The organism is Parabacteroides sp. AT13, assembly GCF_002272965.1.
GTDB lineage: Bacteria > Bacteroidota > Bacteroidia > Bacteroidales > Tannerellaceae > Parabacteroides > Parabacteroides distasonis.
In genome coordinates this window covers 2,947,802-2,967,988 of the sequence record NZ_NQMH01000001.1, presented here as the reverse complement: position 1 = coordinate 2,967,988, position 20,187 = coordinate 2,947,802, and the positions used below count along the sequence as shown (strand labels likewise).

The window sequence follows — 20,187 nt, the reverse complement described above, 5'->3', positions numbered from 1 at the left end:
ATTTACTTACAGATAAAGATGTTAGTATTACTTGCCTTCACATCATGGCCTGTCTTTGCCGTCAAGCGGTAGTAGTAAACGCCCGCCGGTAAGGTAAGAGCCGCCGAATATTGGTTATCGCCCACCTCGCCGGGCAGACCGTTCAATACCGCGGCCAAAGCGCCATTCGCGGAGAATACGTGGATCGTCACGGATTCGGCCGCCTCCGTCAACTGATAACGGAAGGTCGTGCTGCCACGGAACGGGTTCGGATAATTGGACACGGCTGCCAATTGGCTGATCGCCTCGATCGGGGCGTTGGAAGTCACGATCGCATCGCCACCGGACCTCAAGCTGTTGGCCTTCGCATCGGAGAAGGAGGCTCCTACCAAGGTAACGCCCGCCGGCATACGCAGGATACAGCTCTTGCCCGAAGGAATCGTGCGGCCATCCAAGCTATAACCGATCACACGCAAGGTATCACCGTTCAAGCTGGAAGCCTGCAGGAACTTAGCGGCGTCGCCCAGTAACGGGATCTCGTCGATGGCTCCCACCAACTCCAGATAGATACCGGCTACCGGTACTTGGCTATTCATGGTCAAGAAATTGTCAGCGTCGAGCTCCATTTGTACGGGAACCTCGGCCTCAGAACGCAGTGCACTGGCCTTGGTAACCGGCTTGCCATGGATGAGGTTGACGATACCGATTACGTCGGCGATCTCTACATTATTATTATAGTTCACGTCCGCCTCAGCAAAACCGAAGTTGGGGATCATATTATCCTTGTCCCGCAAGATGTAGCTTACCGTAGCCGTCACGTCTTGTACGTTCACGGACTTGTCGAGGTTGGCATCGCCATCGCAGGTGTAAACCCACGCACCGTACTGAACCGTCCAGCCGGGGAATAATGGATTGGTTACAAGACCGGCAATTTGATAATTCGGGGTCAAGTCTTCGGTAATCGTATAGCGGCTGTCCGTATGGTCGATCGTATCGCCGTCGAATACCCAAGTAAAGCGAGAGGCGGATGTACCTACCATCTTTTGTGAGGAAAGATCGATTGTCTCCCCATAAGCCACGAAACCTCCCGGACGAACCTCACCTACCGGCAACCTAACAACACCGAAGGCAGCCTCCAATTGCCGCGGGTTCTCCACGTTAGCGAACTCCAAGCACGAACCATCGGCATTGAAAGACATCAAGGCCGGGAAGTCCGCCAAATCGATCCGGGTAGTGGGTATAGGCAAGCCATATGCGGTTAATTGAGCGGCAAGGCCCGAAGCCGAAGCGCTGTTCTCTACCCCGTCAAGCATCGTCCAATTCAAGAACAACTCCTTCAAGTTTTTGTTCTTAGACAAGTCGAGAGCCGTCAAGTCCGTACTAGACACATCCAGATACTCCAGCGATGGATACTCGGATACGATCAAAGATTTCAAAGAATAGTTTCCACCCAGCATCAAAGAACGCAATACCGTATTGTTCTTCGGCAAGGTCAGTTCCTCCACCCTATTGCCTGTCAACGACAAGATCTCCAGCTTATCCAAGGCAGCGAGATCTACCTTCTTCGTAAAGCTTTCGCCCATCTCATACATATATAAATGTATCAAGCGGCGCGGGTTCTCGTCGTTCCAAACGGCTTGCGCATACAGTGAGCCCTCGTTTGTCTGCCATGCGCCGCTGCTCCACCACTCGCTTAATGCCTTGTTGTTGGAAGCGTCTACGATACGTGCCAAGGTAGCCACGTCGCTCTCGGCGAATACTTGGGGGACGGTGGTCTCCACGTGGAAGTATGAAGTCTCGATCTGCCAGCCGTCACGTACATTAATCTCCGAGATCTTACAGAACTTCGGGTTCATCAGCTTACAATAATAGTCTCCATACTTTTCCTCCTTGCTGTCCAGCACGAATACGCCCGGACGGTTTGGCACCGGCTTCAATGCCTCTTTCTCCTCTGTCCTATATTTGGCGTTTACCCATAGGAATACGGTCTCTATGCCATCGATCACGGCCTCCGAGGAGAGATCGATCGTATCGCCGTTCTCGAACCAGTATGGATCTCCCGGATGAGAGGGGGAAGTAAGCGTTATGTGCCCCAAACCATTATAATTTATCTGCCGGTAGTTCTTCACCGTAGAATATCTCAAAAGAGATCCATCCGCATTCAAGTTACTCAAGTTCGGGTACTGAGCCAGATCGAGACTCTCCACGTATCCCGGCAATCCCAACGACTCCAGATTCTTTCCCACTTGCGCGGAAGGAAGCTCATACTCCGTATTTTGCAGATATAGATGACGGATAAACGCCGGCAGGTTCTTTACCAGATCCGCGAACTGTTCTGTATGCGGCAAGGCCAAATAGGTCAAGCTCGTAGCCTTATCGAAACCTTGCAACTTCAAGTTCGGGCAGTACTCGATCTCCAGACGGCTCAATTGCTTGAAGGATGAGATATCCAGCGAAGCCAAGGGCGAATGCTCAAGGTAAAGCTCCGTCAGCTTCGAACAACCGGTAAGATTCAGTGTCGCTAGCTTCGTGTTCTGGTAACTTCCCTCGCCTATGTATAATGTTCCAAATCTAAAATATTGCAGTTCCGGGCATTTGGACAGGTCAAGTGAAGCTAAGTTCCTGCTATATATATGCAAGTGCTCCAGTTTCGTATTTTTCGATACGTCCAGCTTCTCTATATTCATAAATTCCTCGCACTCGAAATACTTCAACTCAGTGAAGGCGCTCAAGTCTAATTGAGAGATCGTATCCTTAGAGTTCCAATCTAACTCAATCGCCAGATGCGTTAAGCGACCGACCTCGTCGGTGTTCCAGTCCGTACGGATCACGTCTTGATATGAGTTCCAATTCTCGCGCTCCCAGCCCTTGCTTTCCACGAACTCCTGCAATTGGGTGATATTCGGGTTATCGGTAGCCAGCTTCTTCAATCCGGCGATGTCCGCGGGGGAGTAGCTGTCCGAGTTACGGGCTACCTTGATCTGGGGCGTATACATACGCCAATTGTCGTAATTCGAGTTCGTAATCTCACATATATAATATTCGCCCGGCTTTCCGCTAAACACGAAAGCCCCCTCCTTGCCAGAGACCATCGGCATGGTCGCTTCCGTCCGTTTACCAGTAGTTCGATCGTTAAGGAACCAAGTGTAGATCGATTTCACGCCACCCACCGTAGCGTAAGCGGATAGATCGATCTCCTCGCCCTTCGCGGCATAAGCGTTATAATCGTCTACTGGCGTACCGGCTATGACCCTAGTAGAACCATAAAGATTGAAATACTCAGGTAATGGACTCGGGAGCTTCACCGTGAACCATGTAAGCGAATCGTTATCATCCATATTCAGTTGCCTTAGCTTTGTCAAAGCAGACAGATCAAGAGATTTCAACCGAGTGCCAGTCAACCGTAAGTCTTCCAATCCACTCAACGAGCCTATATCCTTCATGTCAGATACCGTATGTGTTCTATAATCCTTTATAAAGAAGCTTTTCACCCGGCTCGGGGACTCGGCGTTCCACGTCACGCCCACGTTGTAGCCATCGCTCTGCGTCCGGTCTTTCAAGTAATCCTTGCTGGAGATGAAGTTCTGCAAGTCCGAGTTCAGCGGGTTGGCCTCGGCGATCGCTTTCAAGGCGGCGATATCGTCCTGCGAGTTATTGGCCGGGAAAGCGAACGATGCTCGGCCGCCATATGCAACCTCATTGCCGTCCGCATCACAAATATCCACTTGAACCGTTCCGCTCCATTCCTCCGTGGCATGAGCCATCAACGTGAATTGCGTAGCGGAGAACGAAGGAATATCTAATACGTATATAGGCTCATTATATAGACCAGTCTCTTTACTTAGGTTCTGCCCGGAAAGGGTCAAGCCTTCAGAAGGGCCATTCAGATAAATCTTCATCTTAGCGTGTTGCCCCTGCAGGAAACCAGCCTTCGTCACGTTGATCGCAAAAGGGATATCCTCGTTCAGATCGCCGGATGTACGCGACAACTCTCCCATAGCGGGAGCCTTATCATCCAGCATAAATCGTATCGTTTGCCCGGTAGAGGCCAAAGCAGCCGTGCTCATGTCTCGCGAGCTGTACACTTTTACGGTATAGCCAGCCTCGCACTCCTTCGAGCTATTCATTTGCAGGTTAAGACTAACGCTATATCCATAGTCCGTCAACTTCTCGTCCGGTATCCAAAAGCCGCCATTGTCTAAGGCTTGTGCCGGCTCAGAATCCTCAAAGCGGAACTCTACCCCGTCCGGATTAGCGGTGTTCACCAGCTGTACACGTACAGCCATGCCTTTCGTGAAGTTCTCGATATTGAAATTTAAACTCCAAGTAGCCACCGGATTCCACTCGTGGATAAAGCAATAAGCTACAGGATCCAGAGTACTGGTAAACCGTACCTCCCCTTCCGCCTGGCTCTGCGGAGCCCCGGGTGTCATCCCCGCCAGGCTCGCCGACCCGGCCATACCCCAAGCCAGTCCATGCCCCGGCCATGCGGCGCATAAACATAAGACCATCGCAATGAGCGACAACCTCATACTAATTCCTCGTAAAATTGTTTTCATAAGCAATAAATTTATAAATAGGTGTTTTGTATTCATAATACGTATCGGTATCTCTCACCATTCCCGACTTAGCGTGTCGTATTCGTAGGATGGCCTTTTTCCCATGCGCCGAGCGCAAACACGCCGGGCCGGTATGCGGAGGAAATCCTCCGCATACCGGCCCGGCGTATACATATAATAGATCTGGGTTAGCTTGCTTGCTTGCTTGCTTGCTTGCTTGCTTGCTTGCTTGCTTGCTTGCTTGCTTGCTTGCTTGCTTGCTTGCTTGCTTGCTTGCTTGCTAGACAATTATTCCGATTCACCAAGCGCATACTGATAAAAAAGGTTAACATCATATATCTATCACACATCATCATATGATTTTCATATACTCTTTTAATGTATAAGACGCAGTAAATATAAGAAATAAAAAAATATGTAATAAAGACCTACACACCCCACCCTCCCAAATTCATGCTTATTGTGCGTATATAGCGGATAAGCGATTAAAAATAGCGGTTATGTGACATAAATAAATTCGAATACCATTTTGAGGGGATGGAGACGGGGCACGCCCCGTCTCTACAACTGGGTAATGAGTTAATCCTATAGACCTACTTTTTTCCTTATCAAATATCTTATTACATGGAAATTATTCCATACATTTGCCACTGTACTAATAAATAACAGTTACAACTATGACAAAATTAAGCAACATCCCCGCCAAGGAAACCACGGCCAAGACCGCAAGAACACGTAAGGCCAAGACCGAACCCGCAAAGCCCAAGTGGGATCCCACCAAGCCGGTACAATTCACACAAGAGGAAATCTGGGAACATATCCATGAGATCGAGAAGGGGCCGTTCTATCCTATTGAAGAAGTACATCAAAGAATAAGATCATGGATGGACAACTATCAAGGAAAAAAGTAATCGGTTCTCCCATTTACGAGGAAAGCCTTGAGAGGATTTTCGTGGAAGGTATAGAACGATTCGGCATATTCCAAGCCCGGAAATATATTGAATACAGTCGAGAAACTGGAAAACGACTATCCTTATTATCCCGAATGCCGACACCTAGCTACGAAAAGCCGCATGTACCGGAACATCATCCTAGATTCACTCCTTATCATCTACCGCATCACCGAGGAACGGATCGAGGTGCTGGACATCTTCCATTCCGCATCCAGCATGCGAAAGATCAAGAAAACAAAGAATATCCACATCGAATAACACAAAGAAAGGCGAGCCACCCGTAAGTGACCCGCCTCTTTTTGCTGATATATAAGGATTAAGATTGGATTAGTTGTTCTCCGGACGAAGCTTGCGTACAGTAACAGCTGTCTGCCACATCTCGCTCTCGCGCAATGCCTTCAATTCAGCCTCCAATTTCTCACGATAATCCGGCTTAGAGTTTGAGTCGATAGAGATCTGAGCCTCGTTACCGCATTTTACGTTCGCATACAATTTCTCGACAACCGGCTTGATTGCGTCGTGGAACGGACCCATCCAGTCCAAAGCGCCACGCTGGGCAGTCGTAGAGCAGTTAGCGTACATCCAGTCCATACCATTCTTGGCGAATAAAGGCATCAAGGATTGAGTCAACTCCTCGACCGTCTCGTTGAAAGCCTCAGAAGGAGTGTGTCCATTCTCGCGCAATACCTCATACTGGGCCAACAACAAACCTTGGATAGCGCCCATCAAAGAACCACGCTCACCAGTCAAATCGGAAGTAGCCTCACGGATGAAAGTCGTCTCGAACAAGTAGCCGGAACCGATACCGATACCCAACGCCAACGTACGATCCATCGCCTTGCCAGTAGCGTCTTGATAGATAGCGAAAGAAGAGTTCAAGCCACGACCCTCAAGGAACATGGAACGCAAAGACGTACCAGATCCCTTCGGAGCGACCATGATCACGTCAATATCCGCGGGAGGAACAACGCCCGTACGATCGTTCCAAGTGATCGCGAAACCATGAGAGAAATACAGGGCCTTGCCAGCTGTCAAATAAGGCTTCATCGTAGGCCATACAGACATTACGGCAGCGTCGGACAATAAGCACATGATGATCGTGGCCTTGTCGCAAGCCTCCTCGATACCGAACAGAGTCTCACCCGGAACCCATCCGTCCTCAACCGCTTTCTCGTAAGTCTTACCTTGGCGCTGGCCAACGATTACGTTGAAGCCATTGTCACGAAGGTTCAATGACTGTCCCGGTCCCTGTACGCCATAGCCGATCACAGCGATTGTCTCATCTTTTAATATCTCTCTTGCCTTTTCCAACGGAAATTCCTCGCGGGTCATTACATTCTCTACAACACCGCCAAAATTCATTTGTGCCATTTTCTTTTTAACTATTAATGTTTAAAAATCTATTTATGTATCTCTTTTATTATCTCCAAGTAACCGCCGCACGACAGATCGCCTTTCCCTCATGGCAAATAGCCATGTCTTGCTTATCGGGATCGGACTCCGCCTTATGAAGCGTAAGCGGCATACCTTGTTTGCCCTCGGATTGGTAGGCGATCTCCAGACGGCCGATCTCACGGGTCTTGAACTGGTCGATATCGAACAAATCCAGCAGGTGCTCGATATACTTCACGCTATTGAAGTGACCGTTGATATCCAAGTCGCTGTATTTGATCGAATACGGGATTCCCTCCGCCTTATTCTCCGCCGGCATGATCTTGCCCGGCTTCTCGATCGGGCACGGACGCTCGTCGATATATTTGCCCAATGCCTCTATATCCAATAAGGTAGGACGGCGGGTCTCCACGTCGATAGCCGCCCAAATAGAACGGGCGAATCCAAAGGTTTTCCCATTCTCATCCGCCAGCTCAAAACAACGACTGGTGAAGAGGCGTCCGACCTCATCGATCCAAGTGTATAAATTAATCTTATCAAAGGCGGTAGGATATTCCTTCATCTCGATAGCCAGACGGGACAACACCCAAGCCGTATGACGCTCCGACATATCATTGAAACCGAACCCACGCTCTCCGGCATGGCTGGAAGCGGCGTGAATCAAATAGTTACCAATCATAGGGAGCGTTACACGTCCCCTAAAATCCATCAAATATGGCTCCGCCACGAAATGAAATAATCCTACTTTCTCCATATCTTATTATTGTTGCTTTTCCTGTAACTTTCGCTCCATATCGGCCAACATATCGCTCAAGCGCTCCACCTTGCTCTTCGTGATAGCCACACGTCCGGAGCGGATGAATTGCAGGACACCGATCGTCTCACTCAACTCATTGAACAAGGCTTGTGTCTCGTCATAGTGGCCACTCTTCTCCAATACCACGCAGGTCTCGTTCATCTCCAAGATACGGGCGTTGTATTTACGGATCAATCCCTCCACGGTTCCCATCTTGATGAAAAGCTCGGTACTTAGCTTATAAAGAGCGATCTCTTGATAAACCAGATCCTCATCCGTATTATAATAAGCCTTCAAGATATCCACACGTTTATCAATCTGTTTCACCACCTTATCGATCATATCCTCATCGGCGAATGTCGTGATCGTAAACTTATGGATGCCCTTGATAGCGGACGGAGAGACGGACAGAGTCTCGATGTTCAGCTGTCGGCGTGTAAAGATAATCGTTATCTGGTTCAAAAGACCTACGATATTCTCTGAAAAGATAATAACGGTATATAATTTCTTTGTTCTCATAGCTTCATCTCCTCCTTATTTCTCGTCTCCCATAATCATGTTTGTCACGCTTCCCCCAGCAGGAACCATCGGATATACCATTCCGCAAGTCTCCACGTTAGCAACCAACACGTAAGCGCCGTCGTGGTTTAGCATCTCGGCGATAGCGTCGTCCAATTCCTCCCGCTTTTCAACGGCACGGCTGGCGATACCATAGGCTTTAGCGATCGCCACGAAATCCGGATTCTCCATGATGGTGTTTGAATAACGCTCGTGGAAGAACAATTCTTGCCACTGACGTACCATACCTAAGAAGTTATTATTAAGAATAATAATCTTCACGTTCAGTTTCTCCTGCATGATGGTACCCAATTCCTGAATCGTCATCTGCATACCCCCATCACCGGTAAAGAAGCAGACCGTACGGTCTGGAGCCCCGAACTTAGCGCCCATAGCGGCCGGCAGACCAAATCCCATCGTACCTAAACCACCGGAAGTCACCACGCTACGGGTTTGTTTATATTTGAAATAGCGGACACCCATCATCTGGTTCTGCCCAACGTCGGTCACCAATACAGCGTCGTTACCGGTCGCCTCGGAAACCTTACGGACTACCTCGCCCATTTTCAGTTGGCCCTCGGTCGGATACAATTCCTTCTCGATTACCTTATCGTATTCCTCTTTCTCGTCCCGATCGAACTCGGCATTCCATTCCGGACGTTTACGTTCTTCCAACAACGCCGTGATCATCGGTATCGTGTGCTTGGCATTCCCCAGCACCTTTACATCTACGGGGACGTTCTTACCGATTTCCGAGTTGTCGATATCCAGATGGATAATCTTGGCTTGCTTAGCGTATGTCTTTAAATCGCCAGTCACACGGTCGTCGAAACGCATACCGATAGCGATCAATACATCACACTCATTCGTTTTCCGGTTCGGCCCTACGTTTCCATGCATACCGAGCATTCCCTTGTTCAATGGGAAATCGGTTGGCAACGCAGATAAGCCCAATACCGTAGATCCGGCAGGTATATCATTCTTTTGGAGAAACGCTTTCAATTCCTCTTCCGCACCGCCTAACAATACTCCCTGCCCGACCAGACAGAAGGGTTTCTTCGCCTCATTGATTAAATCGGCGGCGGCCTTGATACGATCCTTTTTGATATCCGGCTCCGGCTGATAACTACGTACGTAATCTACCTTCTTATATTCATAGTCCACCAGCCCTACTTGCGCGTCCTTCGCTAAATCCAGCACAACTGGACCCGGACGGCCTGTAGAAGCGATATAAAAAGCACGAGAAACAGCCCATGCGATCTCCTCCGGCTTGCGGATTTGATAAGCCCATTTCGTGATCGGTTGCGTGATGCCAATCACGTCGACTTCCTGAAAAGCATCGGTTCCCAACAACGGCGAGGGTACTTGACCGGCGATTACGACCATTGGCGTACTATCCATCAGCGCGTCAGCGATACCCGTGATGGTATTCGTAGCGCCCGGGCCGGAAGTAACCAACGTCACTCCTACCTTGCCGGATACACGAGCATAGCCTTGAGCCGCATGGGTAGCGCCTTGCTCGTGGCGCACCAATACATGCCTCAACTGGTCCCTATAATCATATAAACTGTCGTAAATAGGTATCGCCTGTCCGCCGGGATAACCGAAGATAGTATCTACTCCTTCAGCAATCAACGCTTTCAGCAAAGCTTCCGAACCGGTTATCTTTTGTTTCTCCATAAGAAATAACGTGTTTAATGTATATTATTGGCTTTAATCTTCAACAATCCTTACACCTCCCTTATCGGCGGAGCTAACCATCTTCCCGTACGCTCTCAACGCTTTCGAGACCTCACGCTGACGCGTCGGCGGCGTAAAGGCTTTCTTTCCACGCGCCTCTTCCGCTTTACGGCGCTCGGCCAACTCCTCGTCGCTCAGCCGCACGTTGATGGAACGTTCCGGGATATTGATCTCGATGATATCCCCGTCTCTCACCAGTCCGATAGCGCCACCGGAAGCGGCCTCAGGAGAGATATGCCCGATAGAAAGACCGGACGTACCGCCACTGAAACGACCATCCGTGATCAAGGCGCACTCCTTACCTAAGTGACGGCTCTTTATATAAGAGGTAGGATATAACATCTCTTGCATTCCCGGCCCTCCTTTCGGACCCTCATACGTGATGACGACCACATCGCCTGAAACGACCTTGCCTCCTAAAATGCCCTCGCAAGCGGCATCCTGTGAATCGAAGACTTTCGCCGGGCCGGAGAATTTCCAAATACTCTCATCCACGCCGGCGGTTTTTACGACACATCCGTCCAAGGCGATATTCCCTCTCAAAACAGCCAAGCCGCCATCCTTGGAATAAGCGTGCTCCACGTCACGGATACAACCTTCGGCACGATCCGTATCTAATTCCTTATAATAAGATTCTTGGGAACCCATCTGGATACTGAACCGATGAGCGGGAGCGCTCTTGTATTTACGGATCGCCTCCTCCGTTACGTTCGGGGAAGTGACGGCGTATTTATCAACAGCCTCGGCCAAGGTCAGGCCGTCCGCACGTCTCGTGCTGCCATCCACAAGCCCGGCTTTCATCAACTCGTTCATGATACCGAGGATTCCACCGGCACGGTTTACGTCTTGTACATGATAAGTGTGCGTATTCGGGGCTACCTTACACAGGCAAGGTGTCTTGCGGGATAACATATCGATATCCTCCATATGAAAATCGGCGCCGGCTTCTTGTGCCACGGCCAATAAGTGAAGCACCGTATTGGTAGACCCCCCCATGGCGATATCCAGCGACATGGCGTTCAAGAAAGCCTGACGGGTAGCGATGTTGCGAGGTAACACGGAATCATCCCCGTCACGATAGTATTTGTAAGCGTTCTCAACGATTTGCTTAGCCGCGTCACGGAAAAGTTGGATACGGTTCTTATGGGTAGCCACGATCGTCCCGTTCCCCGGAAGCGCCAGACCGATCGCCTCGTTCAAGCAGTTCATAGAGTTAGCGGTAAACATACCGGAACAACAACCGCAACCCGGACACGCATGGCGTTCCACCTGCTCGATACGCTCATCGCTTACCGATGTATCGGCGGACTCAATCATCGCGTCGATCAAATCCAGATGGCGGCCATCCAGCTCACCTGCCTCCATCGGGCCACCGGACACGAACACCGTCGGGATATTTAATCGCATGGAAGCCATAAGCATACCCGGCGTGATCTTATCGCAATTGCTGATGCAAACCATAGCGTCCGCCTTATGGGCATTTACCATATATTCCACGCTGTCCGCGATAATGTCGCGTGAAGGAAGCGAGTAAAGCATCCCATCGTGCCCCATAGCGATACCGTCATCGATAGCGATCGTATTAAATTCAGCGGCGAAACAACCTTGTTTCTCGATCTCGGCCTTGACCAGTTGCCCGATCTCATGCAAATGCGTATGCCCCGGCACGAACTGGGTAAATGAATTTACGATAGCGATAATAGGCTTGCCGAACTGTTCCTCTTTCATCCCGTTGGCACGCCATAGCGCACGGGCTCCGGCCATCCTACGACCTTCGGTGCTAAATGAGCTTCTTAACGGATTCTTCATCTCTTTCCTATTTTTTGTTCGTAGAGCGCTTTATCCACGCCTCTACCTTGAATTATTTATAATAAAAAAAGCCTTTCCCTATATGGAGAAAGGCTTAAGAAATATCTCTACGACTTCACAACTTCTTACACACCTTTCTCCTTACCTACTAATGACTAGAAGGACCACCACGAGAATAATATGCAATACGTTGTTCATCATCTTTTCTTATTGTCTTTGTTTGTTTGACGCTGCAAATGTAGAACAATAATTGATATGCGCAAAGGATTTAAAAGAAAATTCTTTATTTTTCTTTCAATTCTCAAGCAAATATCATTTTAGGATTTCATTTTAACAGGAGCAAGAGTGTATTACTTAGGAATCGGAAGGTATAGAAGAGAAAAAACTTCGATTTCCTACTAAGGACAGCGAAAAGAAAAATGTCATCTAGAATAAATTTCAGATAACATTTTTATCAGATAATACGACTTACGATAACACGTATCTCATAAGAAAATCCCATTCTAGCGACAAAAAAGATACATATAAACTCCAAATCACATATTTATTAACACTTGTAGACTATAAATAGCCTTGAAAAAATTCATAATAATGTTTTAGAAAAAACATAAGGAAGTTCTCCGAAGAACATAAGGAAGAAATTTCATCTAGTATCGGACTAAATTTTGTTAACATTCGAATGAAAATCACCTGAAATCAAGACTAAATCCGGCATAACCCACGCTGGAAGCAGCTCAAGCAAAGACATTTTCAAAATGACTTTCAGACAGAGAAAGCCTTAAATACTCAACCGATAGACAGCTCTTCAAACATCAATCATAAAAAAAGACCAACAGCACCTGCATTCAAACATCATTCTGATTTACACAACCATCAAATGCTTGCGTTTTTCCCGTGCGACCAAGCCCCCGGCCCCATAATTCATCACCCACAGAGAGCAATAATAGCACTTTGACATTTCGTCAACAAGGTTCACATAGAAAAGTCTATCCCCACCAAATTTCATAAAAAAGCCCCAATAGCGAAACAGGAAATTTATATAGTTCCAAGCTAGTTCTTAAATAAAATTTGCCCTCCTCAAGAAAATTAGCTAATATTGCGACTATTCATAAAGTTGTTGATGGATTAATCCATGGGAGAGAGGAACAAGCATATTGAGAACCTTAGAAAGGGTAATCGTTCATCTTTTGAATATCTTTACACGGTTTGGAGTGGCAAATTATATAATTTTGTCATGAAAATTTCTCATGGGGATTCCTACTTGGCAGAGGAAATGGTACAAACTGTATTTCTTAAAGTATGGAAAAATCGAGAACAATTAGACCCAAAACTGTCTTTTGGAGCCTATTTATGTACGATAGCAAAAAACTTATTAACTAACCATTACCAACATAAAATGATGGAGATTCTCTATATAGAACAACAAATAGACCACCCCGGAACTCCTTATGCCAGAGGTACGGACGAGGTCGTAGAATATCATCTCCTAGAAGAATTCGTTGATTCTTTAATACAACAAATGCCCGAAGGAAGGCAAAGAATTTATAAACTAAGCAGACAATCCCACCTATCCAACCGGGAGATAGCAGACCAATTGCAGATATCAGAGAATACCGTGGAATCCCAACTGACCAAAGCCATCTCCTTTCTACGCAAAAGGTTAAAAGACCAATACGACCTAGGACTTTTAGCTTTAAGTTGCCTCCTCAATAGTTAACGAATACTAAATCCGCAGGATGCGATAACGGAAACTTCCCTGTCATTTGTATACTGAATAAAGACAGAGGAAAATGGAAAGAAACGATTACATACATATATTTAACAAGTTCCTAGAGAATAAGGCAACTCCATCGGAAATAAAGCTATTGATAGAATGGCTAAAAGAACGAAAAGCTTTTGACACATGGGCTGATGATATATGGATGCAATCCCCGATGGAAATGGATCCTTCAGTAAAACAACATTTACTGGACGAACTCCGTAAACAAATCTTTTTTAAAGAAACAGGGAAAAGGACATTCATGAGTCTTTCTCTCCCTTCACTTTTCCATTATGCGCTACGTATCACAGCAATTATCCTATTGCTCATAACAACAAGTATTGTCACCTATCATTATGCAATGGATAAACAGCGAGAACCGATGGACATGATTGTCGCTGTCGAGAAAGGACAAAAAGCGAATATAACATTGCCTGATGGTTCAAAAGGGTGGATAAATTCAGATTCAAAGTTATCTTATGGAAGCCGTTTTAATGCAGATGAACGGGTTCTGAATCTAGAAGGCGAAGCTTATTTTGAAGTCAAGCCCGATGCTAAACGTCCTTTTATCGTTCAATCGGGAAAGGTATCCGTAAAAGCTTTAGGAACCAGTTTTAACGTAAAGAACTATAACACGGAAGAGCACATATCCGTTGTATTAATGACCGGGAAAGTAGAAGTAACCGCAAACGATAACCATGTAGACCTGTTGCCTAATGAACAAGCTATTTTCAATAAACACTCTAGCATACTGGGGAAAAACAAGGTTGACAATAGTCTAGATTACTCCAGTTGGATGTACAATACATTGAATTTTGAGTCAACACCATTCAGCGAGATTGCTCATACGCTGGAACGTTATTACAATACCCAGATCGTATTTAAATCTGAGGCCTTAAAGAGTTATCGTTTTACAGGTAAGCCCGGGAATACCAGTCTAGCGAGCATCTTACATTTATTGTCTCTTACCTCACCATTAGCCTACGAGATAAAAGACAGTGTGGTTATTTTGTATGAGAACAACGACAAAAAAGAGTTATATAACAGAGTATTAAAACAGTAAATAGCAATTTCATGAAAAGCCCGTAAAAAATCGGGGTAGAAATGCTAGGCATTTCCCCCCGAAAAAGAAATCAGTTAACCGCGCTTAGGTATCTCGCAAATAGCAAGCGCAAGTACTAATATCCATAGAATACAAAAGTATGAAAAAAAAACTTGTCCGTGTATCACAATACATAAAAATACGGTCAATCAAAACAGTCGGTCTGGCACTATTCAGTAGTTTAATCTTGGCTCCTTCACTTTATGCCCAAATTTCACTGGATGTACAAGACCAATCCATCCGTCACATATTAAAAGAGATAGAAAAGGCGGGGGAATACAAATTCTTCTATAACAGTGATCTAAGTAACCTAGATCACAAAACGTCAATATCCGTACAGGATAAAAACATTGATGAAGTCATGAGCCTATTATTAGCCAATACGGAAATATCCTATAAAAAAGAGGCCAATAATATGATTGTATTAACAGTTAAATCATCTTCTTCACCGCAAGCTCCGAGAAAGACAAGAAAAATAACAGGAACAGTTGTAGACCCTGACGGTTTACCAATCATCGGAGCAAATGTAATCGAGCAGGGTACAACAAACGGTTCCATTACGGATTTGGATGGAAAATTTGAATTAATAATTACCGAAAATGCCATCTTAAATATCTCTTATATCGGTTTTTCCGACAAACAAATAACAGTCAAGGAAGAAACCTCCTTACAGGTTACAATGACGGAAGACACCCAGAAGTTAGATGAGATAGTAGTTGTTGGATACGGTGTACAGAAAAAGGTAAACCTTACTGGATCTGTTTCTGCCGTAAAAGGCGAAGAACTCAGCCAACGCCCAGTAGCTAACGCAACTCAAAGTTTACAAGGATTAGTACCCGGATTAACCGTATCCAACTCCAACTCAGGTCGCCCGGGAGCTAGTGGAGCCTTGAGTTTACGAGGACAAGGAAATTTAGCGAACACAGCGAATCCTTATGTATTAGTTGACGGTGTAGAGATGGATTTGGCAGATGTAAACCCCAATGATATTGAATCGATTTCCGTCTTAAAAGATGCCGCTTCCGCAGCTATTTATGGCGCCCGTGCCGCTTATGGCGTAATTTTAGTTACGACGAAAAAAGGTGAAGAAGGTAAGATGCGCATCAGTTATCAAGGTACCGTAGGATGGAGTTCCCCTACTGTAATGCCGGAAATGGCTAATGCTTATGACTATGCGACTTTTTTCAATCAAGCTTGTACCAATGCTAACGTAATCAAGCAATATAACCCGGAAAAATTACAGCAACTTCAGCAGTACATGAAAGATCCTGCTAGCGTAAATCCTTGGGCAGAGCTTAATGGAGAAAATAATCTAGTAGGAGCATTCGAAAACACACCAAAGGGTTTGGGCAATGTGGATTACTTTGATTTACATTATAAGAACTCCGCATTCAAACAAAACCATAATTTGAGTCTCAGTGGAGGTGGCAAAAAAGCGCAATATTATATCTCTACCGGAATGTATACGGAAGATGGTATTTTAAGATATGCGGACATAAAATATAAACGCTTAAATTTCAATGCAAATATCGCCTCTCAAATTACGGACTGGCTAAATTTGAAAGTTAATACTAAATTCATGAACTCGGATAATGACACACCTTTTGGTAAAGGGGCCTTATCTGAAGGCTTTTATCATTCATTAGCTCGCTTCCGTCCTACCATAAGCCCAATCGATCCTAATGGTCATTTTACGGAGCTTACAATGATTCCCTATTTACAAAGTGGCACGTATACAAATACACAGAAAAATAATCTGACACTGACTGGTGGTCTCGAAGCACAACCAATCAAGAACTGGAGAATATTCTTCGACTATACGTACCGGCAAAATAATGAGAATTATGAGGCGCTCAACGTAGCCCCGATGATCCCGGGAGCGGATAACGAGACCTTATACAAAGGGACAAGGCAAGAATTAGGCGTGATGGAGAATGGGCAATTCACCCGTTCATCCGCCTTAAGCCAATATCAATCAATTAATCTATACTCAAACTATATGTTCTCTTTGGCCGATAAACATAATTTCACCGTTATGGCTGGTTACCAAGAAGAAAATTACGCATATAGCTATTTATATGAGTCTGTAACCGACATGATCTCCACCAATAATCCAGGCCTCAATCTTGGCACAGGAGAAAAATCCACGACAGATACTCGAAACGGATGGGCTACCCGAGGATTTTTCGGACGTATTAACTATGATTATGACGGACGCTATTTATTAGAAGTGAATGGACGCTACGATGGTTCTTCTCGTTTTGCCTCAGATCATAGATGGGGATTTTTCCCTTCGGTCTCTTTAGGATGGAATATTACACGTGAGTCTTTCATGGAAAAATCTTTAGAGGTATTATCTAATCTAAAGTTACGAGCCTCTTGGGGACTATTAGGGAATCAAAGCGGAGCCGGACTTTATACTTTTACCTCAATCATGGGAATCCAGCCGTTAGGTAATTGGTATTTTCAAGATGGAAGAGATATGTACATAAACGCCCCTGGAGTTATTGATCCTTTTACAACTTGGGAAAAAGTGGAAAGTAAGAATCTTGGCCTTGACTTCGGGTTCTTTAACAACGCTCTGACCGGCACCTTCGATGTATTCCAGCGGGATACAAAAGATATGTTAGGACCAAGTGCCGACCTTGCAGATTTCTTTGGAGCAGAGGCTCCCAATACGAATAACGCAAGGATGAGAAACCGGGGATGGGAACTTAGCCTGCAATACCGAGGAAAAATCGGGAAGGATATTCATTATTCAATAGGAGGCTCTTTAGCTGATGCGACATCCGAAGTTACAGCTTATGAAAATCCGACAGGGACCAATCCTCAAGATAATTGGTATGTAGGGAAGAAAGTCGGTGAGATTTGGGGATACAAAGCCTCTGGGCTACTCCAGACCCAAGAAGAAGCTGACACATATAATAACACATACGATTTATCTTTCTTATCCGGTCAAAAATGGATGCCGGGAGATGTTAAATATATGGATTTAAATAACGACAAAAAGATCAACAATGGAAATAACACATTGGAAGATATGGGTGATATGTGTGTTATCGGGAATACGACTCCTCGATATCAATATACGCTTAATGGTTCCATTTCATGGAAAGGAATTTCCCTTAGCATGATGTTCCAAGGCATAGGAAAACGAAATTGGTCTCCAGATCTAGGAACCGTTTACTTTTGGGGATCGGGAGCTTATGCACAAGTCACGGTATTCAACGATCATCTAGATTATTGGACTCCAGAGAATCCAGACGCCTATTATCCCAATCCTTATACAGGAGCAGCAGGAAGTATCAATCAGTTTCGAAATAAGACCTCACAAAAAAGTGACAGATACATGCAAAGTGCCGCTTATTGCCGTTTGAAAAATCTGACAATTAGTTATGATCTGCCTAATTCATGGAGCCAGAAAATTGGGTTGAGCAAAGCACAAGTGTTTTTCTCTGGAGAGAATCTTCTAACATTTACCAAGCTTCCTTCCATGTTTGACCCGGAAGCTATTTTTACAGGTAATGACTATACCAGTGAGGCCGGAAAGAATTATCCAATGAATAAAGTGTTATCTATCGGAGTTATTGTTAATCTATAAAGCGTAATTTATTTATGAAAAGAATATATCTATCAATGGTTTCCCTATGTCTATTAGGGCTATGTAGCTGTTTCGACATGGATAAATATCCGGAAGGAGAATTGTCTTCTGTCAATTCTTTCACCAGTACAACAGAAATCACCAAGTATCTGAATCAGTTTTATGAATCAACTCTTAAAATTAATGACAAAGATGTGGCAAACTCTGCCATAAAGGAACAATCTAACAGCATTGGAAATCCAACGGGTATCGCCTTTGGAGACTTGAATAGCGATAATATGCAGAGTAATGTAATAGACACACGTCTTGCGGGAGAAACCACATTAAGTTCCGCTGTCGAATTAACAGAGTATAAACATATCAGAAGTCTAAACTTCTTAATCAACAACCTCGATAATTGCGAGGAGATCGGTCCGGAAATGGAGCAATGCATCGGAGAAGCTTATTTCTTCAGAGCCTGCTATTATTATAGGTTATTCGTTAATTATGGAGAAGTCACTTGGTTAACGAAAGTATTAGATCCGATTCAAGAACAGATGGAACGTCCCCGAAACAGTAGGCTTGAGGTCGCTGATAGTATATTGGCGGATTTAGATATAGCGATCGAGCATCTAAACACTCAAACCAATAGCTCGACAATGCGTGTACACAAAGATGTAGCAAGAGCGCTTAAGAGTGAGGTCGCTTTATTTGAAGGTACTTGGGAGAAATACCATCGTGCGAAAAACACGCCATTCTATGATAAAAAAGTAACTGATGAGAAAATCAGCTCTTATCTACGGCAAGCCGCAGATGCCGCTAAAGATGTAATAGACGAAGGGGTATGGAGCATCTCAAAAGGGGATCCCAATACCGCTTATCGAGGCTTGTTCATCACTTTGGATCTCTCACATAATCCAGAAGTTTTATGGTGGAAGAAATATGATGCCGCCAATAACATCGGCCATTCCGTAACACGTTATTTAAATAAAGGAGGTGGCACTTGTGGGGCATCCGCTTCTCTTGTTGATGATTATTTAACAAAAGAAGGAAAACCTTTTGTCGGTTCCGAACGAGACAAAGCAAAGGTAATGTACGGGGACGAATTGAGTCCGGACTTACGAGACCCACGATTATCCCAGACCATTTGCATGCCAGGACAAGATTTACGTCCAAATGGAGAATTCGTATTCAAACTTCCTCCTTTGAATGAGGAAAGCCGGAATCAAAATACGACAGGTTATTCTATCCTAAAATACGTAGAATATAATACGACTTATATTCCTACTATAGATGGGGAAGGCAAAAGCCAAGCGCCAGCTATACAATTCCGTTACGCCGATATTTTATTAAACTACGCTGAGGCTCTGGCAGAATTAGATGGCGCGGCTAACGCTAGCAAAATAAAAGAAGCCTTAAGGCCACTTCGAGAGCGTGTGGGCATGCCCGAGATGGATTTCGACAGAGAGTTCAATACCGATCCCGATTATCCGTTTAATAAATTGGATAAATATATACAAGCAGTACGAAGAGAACGACGCATAGAAAAAGCTTTAGAGGGAAGCCGGCTCCAAGATATCTTGCGCTGGGCCGCCGCAGACATCCTCATTATTGGAAAAACTCCAACAGGTGCATTATTCAAAGGGAGCTCTTTGGAAACCGCTTATGGAGAAAGCCTGCAAGAAGGTGAAAATCTTTTCTTAACAGGTACGCCCTCCGACTCCAAACGCTATATCATACCGTTCAATAATAAGCATTATCCTAACGGATGGCAATTCAATCCGGAACGAGATTATTTATTACCCATACAACCTCGTATGCTATCGCTTACAGGTAACCAATGGGTCCAAAACCCCGGTTGGTAATTTACTTGATTACAGGATTTAGCCTAATAAAAGAGAAAGTCTTTCCTCACAAATTTTAGGCTAAAACCCTGTAACAAACAAATTCCTTAATCACG

13 protein-coding genes are annotated in these 20,187 nt (G+C 45.3%); 6 read left to right on the top strand and 7 right to left on the bottom strand.

What is annotated here, in order from left to right; translation table 11 throughout:
* Positions 1 to 2 precede the first annotated feature (2 nt).
* A complete protein-coding gene (locus CI959_RS12405) occupies positions 3 to 4,538 on the bottom strand; it encodes a T9SS type A sorting domain-containing protein (protein WP_095231453.1) in 4,536 nt (1,511 codons plus the stop codon).
* 54 nt (positions 4,539 to 4,592) lie between these two features.
* Entirely contained in the window at positions 4,593 to 4,826 is a 234-nt protein-coding gene (locus CI959_RS21535) for a hypothetical protein (RefSeq protein WP_176471225.1), read from the bottom strand.
* A 389-nt stretch (positions 4,827 to 5,215) separates the two neighbouring features.
* Here CI959_RS21535 and CI959_RS12400 point away from each other — a divergent pair, with 389 nt between their 5' ends.
* Positions 5,216 to 5,449, top strand: a complete 234-nt coding sequence (locus CI959_RS12400; RefSeq protein WP_057317705.1) for a hypothetical protein — start codon at positions 5,216 to 5,218, stop codon at positions 5,447 to 5,449.
* 87 nt (positions 5,450 to 5,536) lie between these two features.
* Positions 5,537 to 5,749, top strand: a complete 213-nt coding sequence (locus tag CI959_RS21835; RefSeq protein WP_230327224.1) for a hypothetical protein — start codon at positions 5,537 to 5,539, stop codon at positions 5,747 to 5,749.
* A 69-nt stretch (positions 5,750 to 5,818) separates the two neighbouring features.
* Here the strand turns inward: CI959_RS21835 and ilvC are convergent, their stop codons facing one another.
* Genes ilvC through ilvD form a run of 5 tightly spaced genes read right to left on the bottom strand, consistent with a single transcriptional unit; the run spans position 5,819 to position 11,786 of the window.
* On the bottom strand, positions 5,819 to 6,862 hold the full coding sequence (ilvC, locus tag CI959_RS12390; RefSeq protein WP_005854467.1) for a ketol-acid reductoisomerase: 1,044 nt from the start codon (positions 6,860 to 6,862) through the stop codon (positions 5,819 to 5,821).
* 49 nt (positions 6,863 to 6,911) lie between these two features.
* Entirely contained in the window at positions 6,912 to 7,637 is a 726-nt protein-coding gene (locus tag CI959_RS12385) for an acyl-[acyl-carrier-protein] thioesterase (RefSeq protein WP_011966680.1), read from the bottom strand.
* Positions 7,638 to 7,643: 6 nt separating this feature from the next.
* Positions 7,644 to 8,198, bottom strand: a complete 555-nt coding sequence (gene ilvN, locus CI959_RS12380; protein WP_057317704.1) for an acetolactate synthase small subunit — start codon at positions 8,196 to 8,198, stop codon at positions 7,644 to 7,646.
* A gap of 15 nt (positions 8,199 to 8,213) precedes the next feature.
* Positions 8,214 to 9,917, bottom strand: a complete 1,704-nt coding sequence (gene ilvB, locus CI959_RS12375; RefSeq protein ID WP_005854459.1) for a biosynthetic-type acetolactate synthase large subunit — start codon at positions 9,915 to 9,917, stop codon at positions 8,214 to 8,216.
* 33 nt (positions 9,918 to 9,950) lie between these two features.
* Positions 9,951 to 11,786: a dihydroxy-acid dehydratase gene (ilvD, locus tag CI959_RS12370; RefSeq protein WP_005864376.1), complete on the bottom strand. Its 1,836-nt coding sequence runs from the start codon at positions 11,784 to 11,786 to the stop codon at positions 9,951 to 9,953.
* 1,132 nt (positions 11,787 to 12,918) lie between these two features.
* Here ilvD and CI959_RS12365 point away from each other — a divergent pair.
* The 4 genes from CI959_RS12365 (at position 12,919) to CI959_RS12350 (ending at position 20,092) form a co-directional block, all read left to right on the top strand.
* A complete protein-coding gene (locus CI959_RS12365) occupies positions 12,919 to 13,503 on the top strand; it encodes an RNA polymerase sigma-70 factor (protein ID WP_005854451.1) in 585 nt (194 codons plus the stop codon).
* Between the two features lie 73 nt (positions 13,504 to 13,576).
* Positions 13,577 to 14,608, top strand: coding sequence for a FecR family protein (locus tag CI959_RS12360; protein ID WP_005854448.1), 1,032 nt, complete (start codon positions 13,577 to 13,579; stop codon positions 14,606 to 14,608).
* Positions 14,609 to 14,747: 139 nt separating this feature from the next.
* Positions 14,748 to 18,248: a TonB-dependent receptor gene (locus CI959_RS12355; RefSeq protein ID WP_005854446.1), complete on the top strand. Its 3,501-nt coding sequence runs from the start codon at positions 14,748 to 14,750 to the stop codon at positions 18,246 to 18,248.
* A 14-nt stretch (positions 18,249 to 18,262) separates the two neighbouring features.
* Positions 18,263 to 20,092, top strand: a complete 1,830-nt coding sequence (locus tag CI959_RS12350) for a RagB/SusD family nutrient uptake outer membrane protein (RefSeq protein WP_095231452.1) — start codon at positions 18,263 to 18,265, stop codon at positions 20,090 to 20,092.
* The last annotated feature ends 95 nt before the right edge of the window (positions 20,093 to 20,187 follow it).

Excerpts from the sequence above, each read along its gene's own strand:
- CI959_RS12405 (WP_095231453.1), bottom strand. The coding sequence starts at position 4,538 with ATGAAAACAATTTTACGAGGAATTAGTATGAGGTTGTCGCTCATTGCG.
- CI959_RS12400 (WP_057317705.1), top strand. The coding sequence starts at position 5,216 with ATGACAAAATTAAGCAACATCCCCGCCAAGGAAACCACGGCCAAGACC.
- ilvC (WP_005854467.1), bottom strand. The coding sequence starts at position 6,862 with ATGGCACAAATGAATTTTGGCGGTGTTGTAGAGAATGTAATGACCCGC.
- CI959_RS12385 (WP_011966680.1), bottom strand. The coding sequence starts at position 7,637 with ATGGAGAAAGTAGGATTATTTCATTTCGTGGCGGAGCCATATTTGATG.
- ilvN (WP_057317704.1), bottom strand. The coding sequence starts at position 8,198 with ATGAGAACAAAGAAATTATATACCGTTATTATCTTTTCAGAGAATATC.
- ilvB (WP_005854459.1), bottom strand. The coding sequence starts at position 9,917 with ATGGAGAAACAAAAGATAACCGGTTCGGAAGCTTTGCTGAAAGCGTTG.
- ilvD (WP_005864376.1), bottom strand. The coding sequence starts at position 11,786 with ATGAAGAATCCGTTAAGAAGCTCATTTAGCACCGAAGGTCGTAGGATG.
- CI959_RS12365 (WP_005854451.1), top strand. The coding sequence starts at position 12,919 with ATGGGAGAGAGGAACAAGCATATTGAGAACCTTAGAAAGGGTAATCGT.
- CI959_RS12360 (WP_005854448.1), top strand. The coding sequence starts at position 13,577 with ATGGAAAGAAACGATTACATACATATATTTAACAAGTTCCTAGAGAAT.
- CI959_RS12355 (WP_005854446.1), top strand. The coding sequence starts at position 14,748 with ATGAAAAAAAAACTTGTCCGTGTATCACAATACATAAAAATACGGTCA.
- CI959_RS12350 (WP_095231452.1), top strand. The coding sequence starts at position 18,263 with ATGAAAAGAATATATCTATCAATGGTTTCCCTATGTCTATTAGGGCTA.